This is a genomic window from Gallalistipes aquisgranensis (assembly GCF_014982715.1).
Taxonomy (GTDB): Bacteria; Bacteroidota; Bacteroidia; order Bacteroidales; family Rikenellaceae; genus Gallalistipes; species Gallalistipes aquisgranensis.
The window spans coordinates 462,675-482,294 of sequence record NZ_JADCJY010000001.1 but is presented as its reverse complement, the minus strand read 5'-3'; the positions used below and the strand labels follow the sequence as shown (position 1 = coordinate 482,294).

The window sequence follows — 19,620 nt, the reverse complement described above, 5'->3', positions numbered from 1 at the left end:
GTAAATATTGTAAAAATGTTGACAAATCCGACAAATACGTCACATAAAACACTGCATACAAAACACTTACAAACAAGACGCACTTTCACGAAACTTTTCGGTGAAAATCCGTATTTCTTGCCCGATCCGGCGTTTTTTTATTTTTTTCGGTTTAAATTTGTAGACGGTGTCATACACGGGATATTATGCGCAGCTTGTTTCGGTTTTTCATCCTCGTCGCTTTATCGGGAAATGTTTCGGAGGCAGTCGGAATCGTCGATTACCGCCATCCCTATTTCGGGCAGCCCCTGCTGAGCGGCAATATCTCGGCCATCGAACGCGATCCCTACGGTTTCGTCTGGGTCGCTTCGCACGAAGAACTCGCCCGTTTCGACGGACTCTCCTACCATTCGCTCGACAACGACATCAACCGTCTCCTGTTCGAAAAGGGCAATCTCGTCCAGTGTCTCGTCTTCACCGGTCCCGACCTGCTGTGGGCCGGCAGCAACGAAGGGCTCTTCCGGATCGACACCCGGACCCACCGTCTGTCGGTCGTAGAAGCGTTCCGCGGCATCCGGATCAACGAATTTCTGACGGACCGTTCCGGCAACCTGTGGACGGCCACGGACCGGGGCGTTCTGGCCTACTCGCCCCGCAGCGAGAAGATGGTAGCCTATTTCTCCCCGGCGGCGACCTCCCCGGAAACGACCGTCTCTCCACGCAGCAGTTTTTCGGAAGACAGGGACGGAAACCTCTGGTTCTCCCACGGCAACAGTCTCGTACGGCTCTCCGCGAAAGGCGGACTGCTCAACCGCGTTTCGGCCGACTCCCTACCCGAAGTGCGCATCGACACCGTATTGCACTTCGAAACCCCGAAAAGAATCCGGATCGACCGTTTCGACATCCTCTGGCTCTGGGACCGACAGGAGTTGAGAGCCGTCCGTCTGTCCAACGTCGGTAAAGAGACCCGGCCTCTCTACCACTCTCTGAACATCGAGACGACCGCCCTTCTGCCGCGGGAAAACGACGTACTGATCGGCAATCGGGGGAAAGGGTTCCTGGTGCTCTCCCGCGACGGAGAGGGACGCATCACAGGCAGCACGGGACACACCATCAACAAATACTACAACGACCTGAGCAATACGACCAACGGGTTCTGCGACGAGGGCAACGGCAATGTCTGGCTGGCCACGCGGGACGGCCTCTATTTGGCCGAAGGAAAACGGGAAGCCCCATTCATCAACATCCGCAACGACATCGGCTCGGAGAACACCATCAGCCACAATACGGTCTCGGACATCTACATCCAGAACCGCAACACGGTCTGGATCGCCACGGCATTCGGTCTTAACAGGGTGGAATTCACCGATCCGACCCACCGGCACTATACCATAGCCCGTTATTTCGACCGCCGGCCGGGAAGCGGCTATATCCAACGGAACAAATTCGAATGTATCGCCGAAAGTTCCCAGGGAGATTTCTGGCTCGGGACCAAAGACGCCGTCAGTTTCTTCGATCCCCGCGGCAACCGGTTCTACAACCGCCCCAAAATCGACGAAGCCGTAAAGGGCTCTTCGTTCGTACGCGCACTGATGCGGGATTCCCGAGGCAATATGTGGATCGGATTCGCCAACGGCGGCGTATATGTCCACGACGCGAAAACCGGCGAAGTCTATCCGGCCGGCAAGGGACAGAGCGACATGCTGGCGGACAAATGCATGTCGATCGCCGAAGATCGCAGCGGAATCATATGGGTAGGCATCCAGAACCGGGGTATCGTCCGCTTCCGTTACGAAGGGGCCGGCAGGATCGAGGAGATACGCGATTATTCGTTTGCCGAAGCAGGAACGGACGGGAAGACATCCCGCACGGTCGTATGCATCTATACCGATCCATACAACAACATCTGGGCCGGCACCTCCGAAGGCCTGTACCGTTACGATTACGACCGGGACCGGTTCGAGGAGACACCCATGCCGGACGCCGCCCGTTCGAACCACATCAGCAACATCATCGACGACGACCGGGGCAACCTCTGGCTCTCCACGCTCTCGGGCGTCTACAAATACTCGCTTTCGAACAATCAGTTCCAATACACGGAACTGTACGGAGGAAGTTTCACCCGGCGGGGGTTCGTGTTCGGAAGCGCCAAAGATTCGGACGGATACCTATATTTGAGCGGCATCAACGGCGTCACCCTGTTCAATCCCGCCGAAATAAAAGCAGACACCGCACATTACCGGCTCTTCTTCGTCGATTTCAAGGTGCACAACCGGACGGCGACCGTCGGGTCGGACATCCTGGCCCAGGACATCAACCGGACCGACCGGATCGTTCTCGGACACAAGGACAACCAGTTCTCCTTCGCGTTCTCGGCGCTCGCCTTCCCGCAGCGGGAGAACATCCGCTACGCCTACATGCTCGAAGGCCTCGACACGGAGTGGCTCCATGCCGGGTCAGGAAACCGGTACATCGCCTATAACAATCTCCCCGCAGGTACCTATACGCTCAAGATACGCAGCACCGACGCTTCCGGCACGTGGCTCGACAACGTGCGCAGCCTCGTGATCCGGATCCGCCCCCATCCGCTGTGGTCATGGTACAGCATACCCGTCTACCTGCTGCTGGCCGGCCTGCTGGGTTGGTTGCTGTTCCACATGTGGCGCATCCGGGAACAGTACCGCACCCAGGCGATCATCAACCGTTCCCGGCTGAAATTCTACACAGACGTTTCGTACAGCATCAAAAATCCGCTGATGCTGCTCCAGTCCCCCCTTCAGAATCTGATCGAAAACTACGATTCGATGTCGCCGGACGAGGTGAAATACCAGTTAGGGGTGATGAACCGCAACGGCAACCGCCTCTCCCGACTGGTCGACCAGTTGGTGCAGTTCCGCAAACTGGACCAGGGAAAACTCCCGCTGCATCTGGCCGAAGCGGACATCGTCCATTTCACAGAGAGTATTTTCGTAGCATTCCGGGAGTTGTTCGCCTCCAAACAGATCGGCTTCACGTTCGCATCGGACCGGGAGAATTTCCCGATGGTATTCGACCGTGAGAAGATCGAGACCGTCCTGTTCAACCTGTTATCGAACGCCTATAAATTCACTCCCGAAGGAGGACGCGTGGAGATTCGCTGCGAATCGGGCACAGTCCGTGACCGGTTCCTCCTTCGGGTCTCCGACACGGGCGCCGGCATCCGGGAAAAGGACAGGGAACGCGTCTTCGAACGTTTCTGGACACGGGACCAAACCGGCACCGAACGGCACAGCGGAGCGGGCATCGGCCTTTCGCTGGCCAGGGAACTGGCGGAACTGCACCACGGATCGCTCACGGTCGATCTGCGACCCGAAGGAGGAACCGTATTCACCCTCACTTTGCTGACCGGCAAAGCCCATTTCCAGAACGCCGAAATCGAGCGGCCGCAGAAAGAGGAGGTTTCCCCTGCGTTCATCGGGGACTATATCGACACGATCGAAATCAAAACGGAGCCGCAGAACGAAGCGAAGACGAAACTTCCGCTGGCCGTACTGGTCGACGAAGACGCCCAGACGCTGGAATATCTCGGAAAACTGTTACACGACACGGTGCGGGTCCGTTCGTTCGGCTCGGTCACGGAAGCATTCAGCCGGATCGTCGAACTGAAGCCTCAACTGGTGATTTCGGGACTGGTTTTCGACGGTGAAAACGACGGTCTGAACCTGTGCAGGCAGGTGAAGACCCATCCGGCGACGAACTGTATCCCGTTCATGTTCCTCACCGGACGTACCCGGCCCGAAGACAAGCAGGCCGGATACGAAAGCGGTGCGGACGCCTACGTCACCAAACCTTTCGAGGTGAAATATCTGAAAATGCGGATCGCACAGCTGCTCCGCTCCCGCGAACGGATACGGGAGCGGATCAAACAGGAACTGATCATCAGCCCCCGGGAGATGCAGCTTCTCTCGGCCGACGACCGTTTTCTGGCCAAAGCCCGGGAAGTGGTCGAGAAAAACATCGCCGAAGAGAACTTCTCGGTGGACCTTTTCGCCGACAAGATGCATTTGAGCACTTCGATGCTCTACCGGAAGATCAAAAGTCTGACAGACCTTTCGTCGAACGAATTCATCCGCAGCATCCGGCTGAAACGGGCCGCACAGTTGCTCGCCACGCGGGCCTACACCGTCTCCGAAGTAGCTTCGCGGGTCGGCTTCACGGACATACGATATTTCAGCACCTGTTTCAAACGGGAATTCGGCTCGACACCATCCGCCTACCAGCAGCAAAAAGCCCCTGAAGAGGAACAGAAATCTGAATAACAAGCACATAAAAAGCCGAATCGTGGGATTTTCAAACATTTTCACACGATTCGTCACGGGCGCACGGGAAAAAGATGCAAGAAGCGGCAAATCCTTTTACAAGATTTACCGCCTCCGAATCCGCAACTATTTCGGGATATTTGCAGAAAACCCAAACATTACCGACCCGATGCGAAAAACGACCCTTTTGCTGTTGATTCTCCTGGCCGGCAACGTCCTTGCGCAGGGAGGGAAAGAACCCGCATTCCGTATGATCCCGTCACACCCGCGCCTGTTGCTGCTTGCCGGAGAGGAGGATTCCCTCCGGAAGAAGGCGGAAGGGAACGAATTCCTGAAACGGGTGCACCACTGGATTCTCGCCGAAAGCGAAAAGATGCTCCGGGCTCCGGACCTCGCCTACCGGGTGATCGGAAAGCGGATGTTATCCGTCAGCCGCGAAGCATTCGAACAGATCTACTACCTGTCGTACAGCTACCGGATGACCGGCGACGAACGTTTCGCCCGTCGGGCCGCCGAAGTCATACGCACGGTGTGCGCCTTCCGGGACTGGCATCCGAGCCACTTTCTCGACGCCGCGGAGATGACCGCGGCCGTCGCCATCGGCTACGACTGGCTGTACGACCGGTTGGACGAATCCACCCGGGAACTGGCCTGCCGCTCCATACTGGAAAAAGGACTCCGGCAGTCCTTCCCCGAAACGGCATCCGATCCCCGGAACTGCCAATGGCTCAAGAAAAAGAACAACTGGAACTGCGTCTGCAATACGGGAATGGCCTTCGGGGCCATCGCCACATGGGAGAAACATCCGGAACTATCCGCCCGCATCCTCGGTCGTTCGGTCGAACTGGTGCGGGACGTGGCCCTGAAAGAGTATCTTCCCGACGGCAACTACCCGGAAGGATACAGCTACTGGAATTACGGCACCGGATTCGCCGTCATGCTGATCGACGCTTACGAAAAAGCCACCGGACTGCCGTTCGGCGCAGAAGAGAACCATGGCTTCATGCGGACACCCGAATACGTTCTCCAGATGACCGCCCAGCAGATGAGTTGCTTCGCCTACTCCGACTGCCCTACCTCCGTCGGATGTTCCTATCCGATGTTCTGGTTCGCCCGCCGGCTGAACGATCCGTCGCTGCTTTGGGGGGAAGCGGAAAAGATCCGTTACATGAACGCCCGCGGACAGGAGGAGAAGATGTTCGGTATCCGTTACCTGCCTTCACTGATGCTGTGGGCTCCGGCGGACTGCCTCGCCCGGCACATGGAAGCGCCCTCCGAACTGCTCTACGTCGGACAGGGTCCCACCCCCGTCGCCCTGATGCGTAACCGGTGGGGCGGACCGGACGAAATCTTTGTCGGGCTCAAAGGCGGTTCCTGCTCCACGAATCATGCCCACATGGACAACGGGAGCTTCGTTATGTACACCGGGACCAGGCAGTGGGCCACGGATCTCGGCCGGCAGGACTACCACTCGCTGGAACGCCACGGGGTGACACTGGGCGACCGTTCGCAACACTCGTCCCGATGGGCCGCCTTCCGGCTGGGCAACCGGTCGCACAACCTCATAACCTTCGCCGACTCCCTGCAACGGGTTGATGCCAAAGCCGGAATCGACAGCTACGGAGAGGAGCCCGGATTCCGCTATGCCGTCTCCGATCTGACGGCCGTGAACGGCGGAGCGGTCGCCTCCTATCGGCGCGGCATAGCCATCGTCGACGACAGCTACGTGGTCGTCCGGGACGAAATCGTCAATACCGACCGGACCATGCCGCTGCGCTGGGCCATGGTGACCCCGGCCGAAGCAGAGATCACGGACACCTGCACGATCAGGCTCACGCAGGACGGAGAGACGCTTTACATGAAGGTCGAAGGGTCCGGTTTCAGGCTGGGTACCTGGTCTACGGCTCCGCCCCGCCATTACGACGCCCCCAACCCGGGCACTGTTTTGGTCGGATTCACGGCTGAAGCCGCTCCGGATGCCCGTCTCAACTATACCGTCTACCTGATCCCGGAGAAAGCCAATGCGAATTTCCTGAACGGAATCCCGGCCCTTTCGCAATGGGGAAAACCGTGTGAAAACGACAGAAAACCATACGAACCAGATAACCGATAAATTCACCGCTATGAAAAGACTGATTCCGGCCCTTCTGCTGGGCATTCTGTTTCCGGAACCGGCGCTGACCGCCCGAAACCGTCAAGACGCCGACCGTGCACTGACCGACCGGGTGGCCAAATGGCAGATCGAACACTTCGATACGGTCTCCTTCCCGCTGGGGCACTGGACCAATGCCGCCCTCTACCGGGGCATGGCCGAATGGGCCGCCAGGACAAATGCGGATTTCATCTACGATTTCCTGCGGGAAATCGGCCGCAAGAGCGACTGGGACATGCCTCCGAGAATCTACGACGCCGATGACCTGTGCGTAGGGCAGACCTATTTCGAACTGTCCGAAAAATACGACGATCCCCGGATGATCGCCAAAGTAAAAGACCGGGTCGACTACATCATGGCACACTCGCAAACCGGATCGCTGCGCCTGCCCAACGGCAAATACAACCGCAACCGCTGGGGCTGGTGCGACGCCCTGTTCATGGCTCCTCCCGTTTATGTACAACTGTATTTGAAAACCGGAAAACGCGATTACCTCGACTTCTGCACCTCCGAATACAAAGTGACGGTCGATTCCCTTTTCGACCGGAACGACAATCTTTTCTACCGCGACCTGCGGCTGGTGAACGACCGGGGAAAGAACGGGAAGAAAGTATTCTGGGGCCGGGGCAACGGCTGGGTCTACGCAGGTCTGGCACTGATGCTGCAACGGATTCCGAAAGACGATCCCGTGTACGGTTACTACCTCGACCTGTTCCTGAAAATGTCGCCCGCCGTACTCCGTTGCCAGGACAAGGCCGGATCGTGGCACTCGAGTTTGTACGCACCCGAATACTATCCCCAGCCGGAAAACAGCGCATCCGGATTTTTCGTCTACGGGATGGCATGGGGCGTGAACCACGGCATTCTCGGCAAAGAGTACAGAAAAGCCGCACAGAAAGGGTGGAATGCCCTGAAAAGCCATGTGAACGGAGAAGGGAAGCTGGGATACGTCCAGCCCATCGGGCATGCCCCCGTCGAAATATCCGGGGAGATGACCGCCGTCTACGGAGTGGGAGCCTTCCTTCTGGCAGCCAGCGAAATGATGGAGATGAATCTGTAACACAGGCACCGAATACACATGAAAGGGCTTTGTTGAAAAGCCCTTTCATTTTTCCCCGGTCCGGAGGGACCCGTCAGCCCCTATCGTCACCGTTTCCCTCCGGCGGAAACGTTCCCGCTGATTCTTCCCCTTATCCCCTGCAAAAATGCCAGGGAAGGACTATCTTTGTTTCGTATCCCAAACACACGTCCCATGAGATACGGATCATTGCCGCTTCTGCTCCTGAGTTGCCTGCCCCTGACGGGCCGATGCCTGCCCGACGGAGAGGAATTGCGCACGCAAACCGTCAGTCTGAACTGGGTAAACACACGGGAGGGATGGAAACTCACCCGCATGGAACACACGAAAACCGGACGGGAAATCCCGTGGGGCGTCGCCGACGGCAGCTATTCAATCCTCTACTCGAAGGAGAAACCTTCGGATACTCCCTTGAAAATCACCAATCAAAAGGGCGATTCGATCGTCTTCGTCGAACAGAAGATGACCCATATCAAACAGAAAATCCTGCGGGCCACTTCGTCCGTTCCCATGAACCGGGCAGGAAAAGAGTACCGTCTCTATCCCCGGCAGGCCGAACGTTCCGGAAACGCGCTGCGCTTCACCGCCGAATGCCCCGTCGGGAGCCTGACCGCCCGCTGGTGGCCCGACCCGCTATTCCCGGATGACATCCGCGTAAGTCTCCGGTTCATTCCCTCCCGCGACGGGTATTTCTCTCTCCTCGCCCACTCCGGCCACGCTGCCCGAAAAGGATCTGCAGTGGGGCGTCGTTCCCGGATGGTTCCAGGGCGACCGTCTCCTGCCCCGGTTCCGACTGCGTAAAGAAGCCGAGAAATTGCTGGCGTGATAACACCCGGACAGCAGTTTCGCTGCAGCCTATGACAAACGAACCCGTCGTCCCATCGATACCGACTTCGAAAACCTCCGACCCACCCTTTCCGATGCACGGCTGGTGGCAGACCGGATGGATCGCCGACTATCTGATGGCCAGTTCCGCAGACGGCATCCGTATCCTTCGTCCGGAAAGAGGCACAGGCACCCGGAACGCCACCGACCGTCCGCCAGCCCCCGGTCCTCCGCCAGGATACGAGTTCCCCCGCAAAGACAGACCGTCTGCAGGGCCACTTCCGAACATGGCCGAAACCTTCCTATACCGGCCCAGATCCGCTCTTGTCCTTTTCGGGCCGAAGAGTATGCCAGGGAATACCGGAAATCGCAGACAGGTCGATCTTCCCGGATTCGATCAATCCGCTGACAATGGCGTCGCGCGCATCCGCACTCTGGAAAGGATAGAGTTCGAAAGCCGGCAGCACCGATACGAAATGTTCCATGATCTCCGCCTGAATGGACTCGTAACTCGGCCAGTTCTTATTGGCCGAGAAACAATATATCTGCACCGGCAGACCGTTCCCCGTCGGGGCCAACGTACGCACCATGAGCAGCAGTTCCCTGCTGACGGAAGGGTGACGGCGCAGGTAGAGGGTCATGTAGGCCCGCAACAATCCGAGATTCGTGTCGATGGTTCCGTTTACCAGTCCGGCAGGATTGTCCGTGTTGACCGTCTTCCCGTCGGCCGCCTGTTTCTGTTTTTCGATGATGAACTGCGCCAGCTCCGTGTCGAAATCCTTCATCCGCTCCAGGAATTCAGGTGTACAGGGTTTGATATAGTCGAGCTTCAGGGTATACTCGCGCATGATGCGGCGCCCCCCGGATTCGCTCATGCCCCGCCAGTTGACGAAGGAGCCGGAGACCAGCGAATAGGGAGGTACGGTCACGATCGTATTGTCGAAATTCTGCACTTTGACGACATCCAGCGAAATATCGGTCACGATGCCGTTGATGCCGTTCTGCGGCATTTCGATCCAGTCGCCGATCCGCAGCATGTCGTCCTCGGAGATCATCACGCCCGCGACGAGCCCCAGAATGGTATCCTTGAACACCAGCATCAGCACGGCTGTGAAGGCTCCCAGCCCGGTGATCAGGTTGAACGGGGACTTATTGATCAGAATGGAAACGATGACGATAACGGCGACACAGGTGAAAACCACCTGAAAAATCTGGATGAACCCTTTCATCGGCCGGTTTTTCAGTTGCCTGTTGTTTTTCAGGGCATCCCCCACCGTATTCAATATGGCGTTGACGGAGACGATCAGGGCGATGAAAAAATAGATCCAGGTGACCTTGTCCCCCACGATGAACCAGGCGGAATCCTTGCTGAAGGCGAAAGGCAGCAGGGCCGAGACGATCAGGGGCGGAATGACGGCCGTAAGTTTTCTGAAAACGCCGTATTTGACGAGCGTATCGAGTACCCCGGCATTCTTCCGTTTCAGAATCTTCCTGGCAAAATGGACCGACACGGCATGCACCACGGCCGCGAAAAGAAACGCGATAACGACAATAAGCACCAGAAAGAGTATCTCATCCAGTTTGTCGAGCATGTGGCGCGGAACACCTATCCACGTCAGAAAATCCTTTATTCCCGACAGCAAAGTCAGGGCAAATTCGTTGGTATTCATAATCGGTCGTCTGGCTATATCCCCGGATACGGCAGCGCCGGGCAATCGGACTGTACGGCGCATCGCTCCTTCAGCCACCTTAAGACAACAAAGAATATGCCCCGATTCCGGAACGCTTACATTCCGATGCAGAAACAGGTTATAAAGACATACAGATGCCGTAGCCGACCCCGGATTCGATCTTTTTCCGGCACGATGTTTTTTCCGGAATTTCAAATCCGTTTCAAAATCGGGAAAGACTTTTGCAGTACCGGACAAAAAACAAATTGTCGAATCGAATACACTTACGAAAACCATGAAACGGAAAATTCTGATGTTGATGGCCCTGCTGGCCGGAGCGCTTGCCTTCCACGGATGCGACGACGATGACGAAAAGAGAATCGGATACGCCGACCTGCCGCAAACGGCCCGAGAGTTCATCGGCGAGCACTTCCCGGACCGGAAGGTCAACCACGTCGAACAGGATACCGACAACGGGAGAAAAGAATACGAAGTGGTGCTGGACAACGGCACGGAACTGAGTTTCGATGCCTCGGGCGTATGGCAGAGCGTGGACTGCAAATTTTCCACCCTTCCCGAAGGTATCCTGCCCCCAGGATCGCCGCACACATCGCGGAAAACTATCCGCAGGCGGCCGCCTACAAGATAGAGAAGGAACCGGGCGGCTACGAAGTCTCCATCACGGGGAACCGCGAACTGATCTACACCTCGGACGGAGACTTCGTCCGGGAAGAGATGAACTTCTGAAGCATACCCATACGGGGAGAAGAGGCTCGTACGCGGAGCGACAACGACGTCACCGCTGTACGAGTTTCTCTTTCCGGTACTGAAGGGGAGACATTCCCGTATGTTTCCTGAAAAAACGGGCCATCGACGACTGATTGGCGAAATGCGTACGGTACACGATCTCCTGGATGTCGAGCCGGGTATCTTTCAGTAACGACTTGATCTCGAGCACGACATACTCCGAAATCCACTCCTTGGCCGATTTCCCGCTCACCCGCCGGACGATCATCGTCAGATATTTAGGCGTGATGCACAGTTGGTTGGCATAGAAAAGCACTTCCTTATGCTGTTCGTAATGGTCGATCAGCAACCGGAAAAAACGATTGGCCAGATCCTCCTGCCGCTCTTCGGGCCGCTCTTCCGAACGGCTGCTCGCTATCTGGTAACCGTTATACATATCGAGGAAAAAAATCCTCAGCACATGAATGACGGACTCCCTGCGGAACAGATTGCCCGGCGAAACCGCTCGGTTTTTCAGCAGCGTCAGATAGAGTTCCATCCGGGAGACATTTTCCCGGGAGAGAAGGTAGTGATAATGATCCCGCATGTAGAAATAGAAATGCGGAGGGAAACGGCGTATACCGCTGAGAACGTCGTCGAACAGAATCTGTTCCACCGTGAAATATTCGAGCCGGAAATCCCGGCTCATTCCCGACACCGATACGAGCTGCCCCGGCAGCAGAACCAGCAATTCGTCTTTCACCAGCCTGTGTCTGTGGGTATAGACGCAGAGATCCGCCCACCCTTCCCGGCAGAGCCCGACCAGACAATGCGGATTCCGGGAAACGACCGAGGCGAAAGGGAGACGGCCCTCACGGATTCCCAGCTCTTTACCCAGTTCTCCGACAGAACTCCCGTCCTCCACGAATATATCTTCCGCCATACACGACATTTTGCTTTACATTCAAACCTCTGTTTTCCGACAAGAAGTACGGTATCATTCCCCGGAAACCGGAACCAAATTACATGAAAAAACGCGCATAAAAAAACAAAAGGACGAAAAACAGGGAATTCCCTCCGCAATTCCGCATATTTTCGAATAAAATTTGCATAAAATCAAATTATCCCTATATTTGTCGGACAAATACCACAAATAAAACCGGAACCCCGGAAGGGAGACCGGCAAACTATCTGAAACCGATATTCCGAACCTATGAAACCCATGCTGCTACCCTTTCTGTCCCTGCTGCTCCTGACAGGGACATCCGCCGCCAGGGGCGGTTCACCCGCCGTATCTTCACCGGAAACGATTTTCCAACGCCAGACGGAGGGTTACCACACATTCCGCATCCCGTCGCTGACCGTCACGGCCGACGGCACTCTGCTCGCTTTCGCCGAAGGACGGCGCAACAGCCGTTCCGACACAGGCGACATCGACCTGGTCCTGCGCCGCTCCACGGACGGAGGCAAAAGCTGGGGGCCCCTCATCACGGTGTGGGACGACGGCGAAAACGTCTGCGGCAATCCGTCTGCGGTGGTGGACCGGGCCACGGGACGCATCGTCCTGGTCACCACCTGGAATCTGGGCAGCGACCACGAAAAGGAAATCAACGCCCGCACGTCGAAAGACACGCGCCGGGTGTTCGTGCTCTTTTCGGACGACGACGGGATAAACTGGTCATCACCCCGGGAGATCACCGCATCTGTCAAAGACCCTGCCTGGACCTGGTACGCCACCGGTCCCTGCCATGCCGTCCAACTGCAAAAAGGAAAACACAAGGGGAGGATCGTCGTACCGTGCGACTACGGGGAATTCACAGGCAAGGGTTCCGTCTACCACTCCCTTCTGATCTACTCCGACGACGGCGGAGAGAGTTGGCACACCGGAGCCCGGAGTCCGGTCGGCGGAAACGAAAGTACCGCTGCGGAACTGAGCGACGGCAGCGTCATGCTCAATATGCGGGGCGTGCGCGGCCCCGAACGGGAGAGGAACGGCTCGTGCCGGAGCGTCGCCGTCAGCCGGGACGGAGGCGTCACGTTCGGTCCCGTACGCCACGACACCGTACTGATCGAACCCGTATGCCAGGGCAGCCTCCTCAACTATGCCCCCAAGGGCAAACCCACCCGTACGCTTCTCTTCTCCAATCCCGCCTCCAAATCCAAGCGGGTCGACATGACCCTGCGCATCAGCCGGGACAACGGCCGGAGTTGGGAACAGGCCCTAAAGTTCGATTCCCGGCCGGCCGCCTACTCCGACCTGACCGTACTGCCCGGAGGCGACATAGGGATTCTCTACGAAACCGGGGAGGCCTCACCCTACGAACGCATCGTCTTCCGTACGGTCCCGGCTTCGGTCATCACCGGCAAAACGAAACTTTCCGCACAATAGAAACCTTTCCATTCCTAAACCCGACTCCGATCCATGAAACCCAGACTTCTCTTTCCGCTTCTGTTCTGCCTGCTGGCAGGCTTCTTCACGCACCCCCTGCAAGGTGCCCCCGCCGTCGACGTCCGACAGACAGGCACTCTGCCGCTTCTCTCCGACTCGACCGCCAATCCCGGCGTGGCCGGAGCCTTCGCAGGGCTCTCGAACGGCCGCATCATCCTGGCCGGAGGGTCCAACTTTCCCCAGGGCTACCCGTGGGAAGGAGGCCAAAAACACTACTCCGATGACGTATATCTGCTCACACCCGGCCCGGACGGCAACTATGCCTGCACCCTGCTGCCCGATGTCAAATTCCCGGCCGAAGGCAAGGGCCTCGCACACGGTGCGTCCGTCACCGCAGGCAACCATCTGTACTGTTTCGGAGGGACCGGGTCCGACGGGCTCAACCGCACCGTCTACCGGCTGACCTGCACGGGAGGCAGCGTACGGATCGACTCCGTCAGCCGCCTGCCCGACGACTTCACTCCGGTAGCCGCAACAGCAGCAGGAAACAACCTCTACATCCACGGCGTCGGCCCGTCCGCGAACCTGCTCTACGCCTACACTCCCTCTTCCGGCCGGTGGAAAGAGCTGGCCGCCTGCCCGGCTGCCCGGCGTTCGGAAGGTGCCGTTCTCGTCCGCCAGCACGACGGACACGAAGAGGCGCTCTACCTGATCGGCGGGCGGGACGTGACGGACGGCACGCTGACCCTTTTCACCGACGTATGGGAATACACGCCGGTCCATAACACCTGGAAACACAAGGGCGAGATCATCCCCGACGGCGACCATGCACCCGTCGTGGTGATGGCTCCGGCCGCCGTTCCCTACGGATCGGGACACATTCTGGTACTGGGAGGCGACGACGGCCGTGAATTTTCACGCCGCTTCGCCCTGGAACAGGCGATCGCTTCGACCGACGATCCGGCCGAACGGGATTCACTGAGCCGGGAACTGACCCGCGCCTTCACGGAACACCCCGGTTTCTCCCGGGATATCCTCGCCTACCACGCCATCACCGACACGTGGATACGGTTGGGTACTTCCGCCGAACCGCTGCCCGCCGTCACTACGGCCGTGCTTTCGGGAAACAATATAGTCCTTCCTTCGGGCGAGGCCTCCCCCGGTGTGAGGAGCGACCGGGTCCTCTCGGTCCGGATCGCGGAACATGCCTCTTTCGGGTGGATCAACTATTCGGTCGTGGCCCTTTACCTGCTCATCATGCTGGGCATGGGCTTCTATTTCATGCGCAAAGAGAACAGCACGGAACAGTTCTTCAAGGGCGGCAGCCGTATCCCGTGGTGGGCGGCCGGCATCAGTATCTTCGCTACGGCCCTGAGCGCCATCACCTTCCTTTCGATTCCGGCCAAAGCCTATGCCGCCGACTGGAGCATGTTCATGTTCAACATGTCGATCCTGGTCATCGTCCCGGTAGTCATCTTCTTCTACCTGCCGTTTTTCCGCAAACTGAGCGTGGCCTCGGCTTACGAGTACCTCGAACAGCGGTTCAGCCGTCCCGTCCGCTACATCGCGGCCGCCTTCTTCTGTGTATTCATGTTCGCCCGGATCGCCATCGTGCTCTTCCTGCCCTCGCTGGCCCTGAATGCCGTGACGGGTATCGACATCTACCTCTGTATCCTGCTCATGGGCGTAGTCACGCTGATCTACTGCACGATGGGCGGAATCGAGGCTGTGGTCTGGGGTGACGTGATCCAGGGCTTCATCCTCGTGGGAGGAGCCATCGCCTCGCTTTTCTACATGATCGGAGGCACCGAAGGCGGACTCTCGGAATTCGTCTCCGTCGCCGTCGAAGACAGTAAGTTCCACATACTCGACTTCGCGTTCGACCTGACCAAACCCGTCTTCTGGGTGACCTTCTTCGGCGGATTCGCCAACCAGCTGCTCACCTACACCAGCGACCAGTCGGTCATCCAGAAATACATGACCACCAAAACCATGTCCGGAGCCAAGAAAAGCCTTTGGCTCAACGGACTGCTGAGCGTCCCCATCACCGTGCTCTTCTTCTGCATCGGCACGGGCCTCTACGTCTTCTTCAAATCGCATCCCGAACTGCTCAGCATCGGCATGCAGAACACCGACTCCATTTTCCCGCATTTCATGATGTGCCGCCTGCCGGCCGGCATGGCAGGTCTGCTGATCGCCGCCGTCTTTGCCGCCGCCATGAGCACCCTCTCGTCCAACATCAACTCCATCTCCACGGTGCTGACCGAAGATTTTCTCGGCAACCTGCGCAAGGGAGCCAGCGACCGCAGCCGAATGCGCTTCGCCCGCTGGTCGGGCATTCTGGTGGGCGGACTCGGTATCCTCATGGCCGTTCTCCTCGCCTCGTTCGACATTGCTTCGCTGTGGGACCAGTTCAACTTCTTCCTCGGTCTCTTCACCAGCGGACTGGGCGGCTTCTTCATGATGGGCATCTTCTTCAAACGGATCGGCACGGCCGGGGCCATCACCGGATTCGTGGGCAGCATGGTGGTCCTGCTCCTGTTCAACAGCTATTCGAACGTCTCTTTCCTGCTTTACGGACTGATCGGGCTGGTCTCCTGCTGCGCGATCGGTTACCTCTCCAGCTTCCTGTTCGGCCGGGGCCGATAACCAAACGTCCCCCGACGAAAAGAAAAGAGACCGCGACAAACGGTCTCTTTTTCTTTATGCCTGCGGCACACTCCGCTTACAACTGCGCGGAACTTCCGCCGTTCCTGAACGGCACCGCCGTACTCTTTCCCCCCACCGTCACGGAGACCGACTCCTGCGTCCGTTTCTCTCCGTACGGATCGGCTACCGTCACCTTCACGGCACCGCCATTCCCCTCCGCGATCAGAAAACAGGGCTTGTCGGCCGAAAGGGCGCCCAACCCGTCGGCCTGCACACTCCCGGCCTCATAGAACACGGCCATCGTCCGGCCCGTCCTCACATCCTGAACGGCCTGCACCTGCGGCGTATTGGCGAGAACACGGTAGTCCTCCCCCGTACGCCCGAAAAAATCTCCGCGGCTCACGGCCGGATAGACCGCATAGGCATACGAACCGCCCTGCCGTCCCGTTCCGTGGTCGAACGAAATACAGAGTACGTCCCGCTTGCCGCTCTTGTAGATCTCGGCCGCCGGGACACTGCCCGCTTCGAAACGATACCCTACATCGTTATGCCACAGACGGCTGAAAGGCGACGTGTTCCCGGCCCCCGCCAGATCGGATGCCGCACCCGACGCATCCGCCAGCGCCACCTTGCCTGCCAGCAGGGTCTGGTTGACAGTCGTTTTCGCAGGCGCGTCTCCTCTCTGCGAATTGATTCCGGCCCCGAGCGCCACATAGTAGTCGTCGAAATAGAACCAGCCCTTGCGGGCTTCCAGACTGTCTTTCGCGTAAATGAATCCGCACACACCGTTCCGTCCGTCGGAGACACCCCCGGCGAAATCGCTGCCCCCGGCACCGCCCTCGCCCCACATAGGCGCGGGCATCTTGCGCGTATCCTCGATCACGGTGGTACCGGGAATCCGTTTCCAGTTCCACCCCGCCAGAATCGGCGTATATTCGTTTCCGTGCACCTTGACATAGTTGGCCCCGTCGCCCGTGTGATAGTTGTCCAGACCCTCTCCGTTTCCGGCCTCGTTGCCCACCGTCCGGGTCGAGGTCATGCGCGATACGACCATGGCTCCCTTCGGCCGGTGCACCATGTAGTCCATTCTCCAGTACATTTTATTCCCGTTGAGTTCCCGGCTCCCCTTCATCATGGCGATTACGCCTTCCAGCGCCTCCTTGCGGGGAGTGCCGAGTGCCGCCAAACGCTGGGTCAGCACCACGAACGAAGGTCCGGTATTGTCCCGGAGCAAACCCCGTCCGCACTGGTTGAGGTCCATTTCGTTCTTATACCAGCCCCATGCGACACCTTCCAGAAAGAACTCCTCGAACAGAGCCACCTTCTCGGGAGCCAGTTCGAACGAGGTACCCGCCACGAACTCCATGAAATAGAGCACTCCGTCGATATACTCCCGCCCGTAGGTACCCAGATAGAGCTGACGGCCGCTGCCGTTGTGCTGGGCGAAGGAGTAATCGGGCTGGATACCCTCCTCCCGGTCCCCGGCTGCGATTTTGACCAGTGAATTGACCTTTTCGATCACCTCGCGCAGCAGGGTTTCGTTCTCTGTAATCACGGCCGCGGCGAACGTGAACTTGCATATATCCGTCCCGTTGGCACCCTCCTGCGCCCGCTGTTTGGGCACCGACCAGGAGTAGAGCAGATAATCCGTACACTTCCGGTAGAGCTCCTTGTCGTACCGTTTCATGTCGTCGTTCAGCAGCACCACCGTCACCATCATGTCCTTCGGGAAACCGATGATACGGTGCCACCAGTTCGGGTCTTCGTAATTGTTCTCCACCCAGTAGGCCAAAGCCGAGGCAATGGCATTGTAGAGATCACGGTTCTTGTAATACGTTCCGCCCGGCGTCTCATAGGCCCGGGCCAGTTTTGCAAGATTGGCCAGATGCTTCCGTTTCTCGCCGCCCGAGTTGAACTCCTCCGAGGAGTAGTCCACATCGGAGAAAGAGCCGTCCGTACCGATCTCCTTCATCAGTTCCGCCACCACGGCGTCCGAAGGCTTGCCGGGCAGAAACGAACGGTGCATGCGTTTTTTGATCGTCCGCATCTCCCCCTTGTTGGGCTTCGGAGCGGGAGCGGAAATCCCGGCCGAGACAGTCTCCGCACGGACTTCCGTCCCGAAGGAAGGGAGCAGAGCCAGGACAGCCGCCGCTGCCGCCATACATAACTTCTTCATACGCAAATTCTTCTATGTCCGACCCCTATTTCCATTTCCGGTTTCCGCCCCAACCCTCGTTCTGTTCGCTCTGCGGAATCAGGGCATTCCGGCTGATCTCGCTCTGCGGAATCGGCAGGATTTCATGGCGGGCCGCATTGAAATTGACGAATCCGGCGAGCATGGCCGTCGTCACCCACGAGGCATTGGGCTGGGGATTCTCGTAGGTCTTGGCCGCCTCGCGCACCTTCGTCTCGTAAAGACCCCAACGGATCAGATCGAACCGGCGTTTACCCTCGTAGCAGAGTTCCCGGGCCCGCTCGTCCACGATCAGACCGAACACCTCCTCTTTGGAAGGCATCGGACTGTCCGGGATCGCCGACGCATGGGCACGTGCCCTCACCTTATTGATCTGGGCGATCGCACCGGCCTGGTCGTCACTGCCGGCGTTGAGCGCCTCGGCATACATCAGGTGCACGTCCGCGATCCGGTAAATCGACAGCCGGGCGCCGCTGTAATTGATATCGCTCGACTCGGCCACCGTGTTGGCGAAAATCGTCCGCCACTTGCCGGGGAAAAGCCGGTAGATATTCCGGTGCTGTTTGTCGATCTCCACATAGACCGGGGACCCGAGTTTCGATCCGGCACCGATCCTTGTCCACGGACAGTTCCAGTCATAACGGTCGTCGTTCTCCAGATCGTCGGCCGACAGCTTGCCGTAGAGGTTCCGCAGCGGAATGCCGGCATAAATGGCCGCGCGCGCATTGTACACTCCGTCCACCGCATTGCCCATGCCGTTGTACTTACCCAGCCGCGAGTCACAGCGATACCCCTCCTCGATCATATACTTGGGTTGCAGTTCCCAAACCTGTTCGGCTACGTTCGTGACGCTGCGCACCTGGTTGAGGAAAACGGTGGAATACTCGGTCGCCGCAATGTCGTGGGCCGGATTGGCCAGCACCTGTTCGCACCAGTAGGCGGCCCGCCGGTGCATCAACTCCGAGGTGGAGTCGGCCGGAAGCCGGTTCTTCATCAGTTCGCCCGCCAGATTCAGATAGACGTCCGCCAGCGCCGTCTGGGCGGCGGTCTTCGAAACCCGTCCGTAAGAGACCTCAAGAGGATCGCCCAATTCTCCCTGCGCCTTCTCCAGCTCCTTCACGATGAAATCGTAGACCTCCACCGCCGAAGTGCGGGCGATATCCGTATTGACCACGTCGAACGTGGGCTGCGTCCGGAAAGGCACGTCGCCGTACAGCCTCACCAGCGTGAAATAGAAATAGGCACGCAGGAAACGGGCTTCGCCCATACTCTGCGTCTTATTCTCCCCGTCAGGAACGTACAGGTCGGAGTAGTAGAGAAATTCGTTGGCTGCGTTGATTCCCTGGTAGAGCACCCGCCAGTTCTCCTCGACCAGGTCGCTCTGCGAGGTGTGCGAATTGTTTTCGGGCGACCCGCTGGTCGACATGCGTGTAATCTGCACGTCGGTGGCAGCCTCCAGCCGGATAGGAATCATGTTGCCCCATGTTGCATCGTTGTAGAGCAGGGAATAGATACCCGTCAGTATCTGGTTGCGGATCACATCGTTCTTGTAGGCCATCTCCCGGTCGTTGATTTCGTCCTTGGGAGCGATCTCCAGTTTGTTGCAGGCCGCCGTGCCGAGCAATCCGGCCATCGCAGCCACTATCATGTATTTTTTCAT

At 58.1% G+C, this 19,620-nt stretch carries 11 protein-coding genes; 7 read left to right on the top strand and 4 right to left on the bottom strand.

Annotation, left to right across the window (positions count from 1 at the left end):
- Positions 1-185 precede the first annotated feature (185 nt).
- The 4 genes from INF32_RS01670 (at position 186) to INF32_RS01655 (ending at position 8,308) form a co-directional block, all read left to right on the top strand.
- On the top strand, positions 186-4,277 hold the full coding sequence (locus INF32_RS01670) for an ATP-binding protein (RefSeq protein ID WP_226386681.1): 4,092 nt from the start codon (positions 186-188) through the stop codon (positions 4,275-4,277).
- Between the two features lie 187 nt (positions 4,278-4,464).
- A complete protein-coding gene (locus INF32_RS01665) occupies positions 4,465-6,390 on the top strand; it encodes a heparinase II/III domain-containing protein (protein WP_226386680.1) in 1,926 nt (641 codons plus the stop codon).
- A gap of 10 nt (positions 6,391-6,400) precedes the next feature.
- Complete coding sequence (locus INF32_RS01660) at positions 6,401-7,489, top strand: glycoside hydrolase family 88/105 protein (RefSeq protein ID WP_226386679.1); 1,089 nt, start codon at positions 6,401-6,403, stop codon at positions 7,487-7,489.
- A gap of 192 nt (positions 7,490-7,681) precedes the next feature.
- Positions 7,682-8,308, top strand: coding sequence for a hypothetical protein (locus tag INF32_RS01655; RefSeq protein WP_226386678.1), 627 nt, complete (start codon positions 7,682-7,684; stop codon positions 8,306-8,308).
- Between the two features lie 326 nt (positions 8,309-8,634).
- Here the strand turns inward: INF32_RS01655 and INF32_RS01650 are convergent, their stop codons facing one another.
- Positions 8,635-10,002, bottom strand: coding sequence for a mechanosensitive ion channel family protein (locus tag INF32_RS01650; RefSeq protein WP_226386677.1), 1,368 nt, complete (start codon positions 10,000-10,002; stop codon positions 8,635-8,637).
- A 295-nt stretch (positions 10,003-10,297) separates the two neighbouring features.
- Here INF32_RS01650 and INF32_RS01645 point away from each other — a divergent pair, with 295 nt between their 5' ends.
- Positions 10,298-10,651 (top strand): PepSY-like domain-containing protein, encoded by a 354-nt coding sequence (locus tag INF32_RS01645; protein WP_226386676.1) that lies wholly within the window; start codon positions 10,298-10,300, stop codon positions 10,649-10,651.
- Positions 10,652-10,798: 147 nt separating this feature from the next.
- Here INF32_RS01645 and INF32_RS01640 read toward each other — a convergent pair whose 3' ends face one another.
- Positions 10,799-11,671 (bottom strand): AraC family transcriptional regulator, encoded by an 873-nt coding sequence (locus tag INF32_RS01640; RefSeq protein ID WP_226386675.1) that lies wholly within the window; start codon positions 11,669-11,671, stop codon positions 10,799-10,801.
- 270 nt (positions 11,672-11,941) lie between these two features.
- Here INF32_RS01640 and INF32_RS01635 point away from each other — a divergent pair, with 270 nt between their 5' ends.
- The gene (locus INF32_RS01635; protein ID WP_226386674.1) at positions 11,942-13,117 is read left to right on the top strand and encodes a sialidase family protein; all 1,176 of its coding nucleotides are present in this window, start codon (positions 11,942-11,944) and stop codon (positions 13,115-13,117) included.
- Positions 13,118-13,150: 33 nt separating this feature from the next.
- Complete coding sequence (locus tag INF32_RS01630) at positions 13,151-15,766, top strand: sodium:solute symporter family transporter (RefSeq protein WP_226386673.1); 2,616 nt, start codon at positions 13,151-13,153, stop codon at positions 15,764-15,766.
- Positions 15,767-15,842: 76 nt separating this feature from the next.
- On the opposite strand, the gene INF32_RS01625 is transcribed toward INF32_RS01630, so the two are convergent.
- Together INF32_RS01625 and INF32_RS01620 are read right to left on the bottom strand one after the other, a co-directional pair.
- On the bottom strand, positions 15,843-17,942 hold the full coding sequence (locus INF32_RS01625) for a polysaccharide lyase family 8 super-sandwich domain-containing protein (protein ID WP_226386672.1): 2,100 nt from the start codon (positions 17,940-17,942) through the stop codon (positions 15,843-15,845).
- 25 nt (positions 17,943-17,967) lie between these two features.
- On the bottom strand, positions 17,968-19,620 hold the full coding sequence (locus INF32_RS01620; protein ID WP_226386671.1) for a RagB/SusD family nutrient uptake outer membrane protein: 1,653 nt from the start codon (positions 19,618-19,620) through the stop codon (positions 17,968-17,970).